General features: G+C 73.2%; 1 protein-coding gene and 1 pseudogene. Both read right to left on the bottom strand.

From position 1 onward, the window contains the following. A pseudogene (locus tag D455_RS0107495) lies at positions 1–390 on the bottom strand (hypothetical protein); the annotation flags it as partial. Continuing rightward, entirely contained in the window at positions 387–1022 is a 636-nt protein-coding gene (sigK, locus tag D455_RS0107490) for an ECF RNA polymerase sigma factor SigK (RefSeq protein ID WP_017570126.1), read from the bottom strand. The pseudogene D455_RS0107495 and the gene sigK, both read right to left, overlap by 4 nt. Positions 1023–1185: the final 163 nt, after the last annotated feature.

Here is a 1185-nt window from a genome sequence, read left to right as displayed (position 1 = left end):
CTGGCTCATGGACACCAACGACCCCGCCAGCACCACCGCGACCAACGCGCACGCCGCGGCCACCGTCCACGGCAGCCACCAACCCCGGCTCCGGGACCGCGGACGCACCACACGGGCACCCGTACCACCGGGCCCCTCGGCCGGAGGGGACGCCAGAGGAGGCAGCTGCCGGGCCCGCAGGGCGGCCCCGCGGACCGCCTCCCACACCTCCGGCCGCGGCTCCCGCGTCTCGGCACCGGCCAGACGCACCGCCGTCTCCCGGAAGTCCGCCAGGTCACGGCGGCAGTCCTCGCACTCCGCCAGATGCCGCTCGGCGGCCTCGGTCTCCACGCGGTCCAGGGCGTCGACCGCGTACCCCGCCGTCAGCCCGTGCGCATCCGCCTCGCTCATACGCTCACCCCCAGGCAGTCGCGCAGCTTGATCAGGCCGTCGCGCAGTCTCCCCTTGACCGTGGTCAGCGGAACCTCCAGCAGGTCGGCCGCCTGCCGCTGCGTGTACCCCGTGTAGTACGTGAGCCTGACCGCCTCGCGTTGGGACTCGGTCAGCCTCCGCAGGCAGCGGCGCACCCTCTCCCGCTCCAACCGGTGTTCGACCTGCTCTGGCACAGCGTCATGGGAGGTCGCCCCCGGCTCCATGCGTCCGACGGCGGCGAGCCGGGTCGACGCCGCCTGCTCCGAACGCACCCGGTCCACGGCCCGCCGGTGCGCGATGGTCAGGATCCACGCGGCCACGCTCCCCTTCGACCGGTCGTAGCGGGCACAGGTCCGCCAGACCTCCAGGAAGACCTCCTGGCAGACCTCCTCCGCCTGCGCCTCGTTCAGCATGACCTTGCGGGCGATCCCGAACACGCGCCCGGACAGCTCCCGGTAGACCCCCTCGAACGCCGCGAGGTCCCCGATGGCGGCCTGCTGGAGGAGCCGTGCCAGGGGATCGACCTCCGAGCCGCTCCCCGGATCACTCCTCGGGCCGCCGGTGTCGGGGAGCCCGGTCTCCCCCTGGTCCCGTCTGGCCGTCCGCTTCATCGGCCACCACCTCTTTCATGCCCTCCTCACGCATTCGGCGCGGGAGAGGGGCCGGTGACTCCAGCCTGAAGGACGTTATTCACCCGTTACCGACATCCCCGTCGCCCTCCCCCGCCCCGCACCGAACCGGGGGCATGTTCGACACCACCCGCAGCACCCCCCG

This window comes from Nocardiopsis halotolerans DSM 44410 (genome assembly GCF_000341065.1).
Lineage (GTDB): Bacteria > Actinomycetota > Actinomycetes > Streptosporangiales > Streptosporangiaceae > Nocardiopsis > Nocardiopsis halotolerans.
The sequence above is the reverse complement of the archived record's forward strand: the minus strand, read 5'-3'. Positions and strand labels throughout refer to the sequence as shown.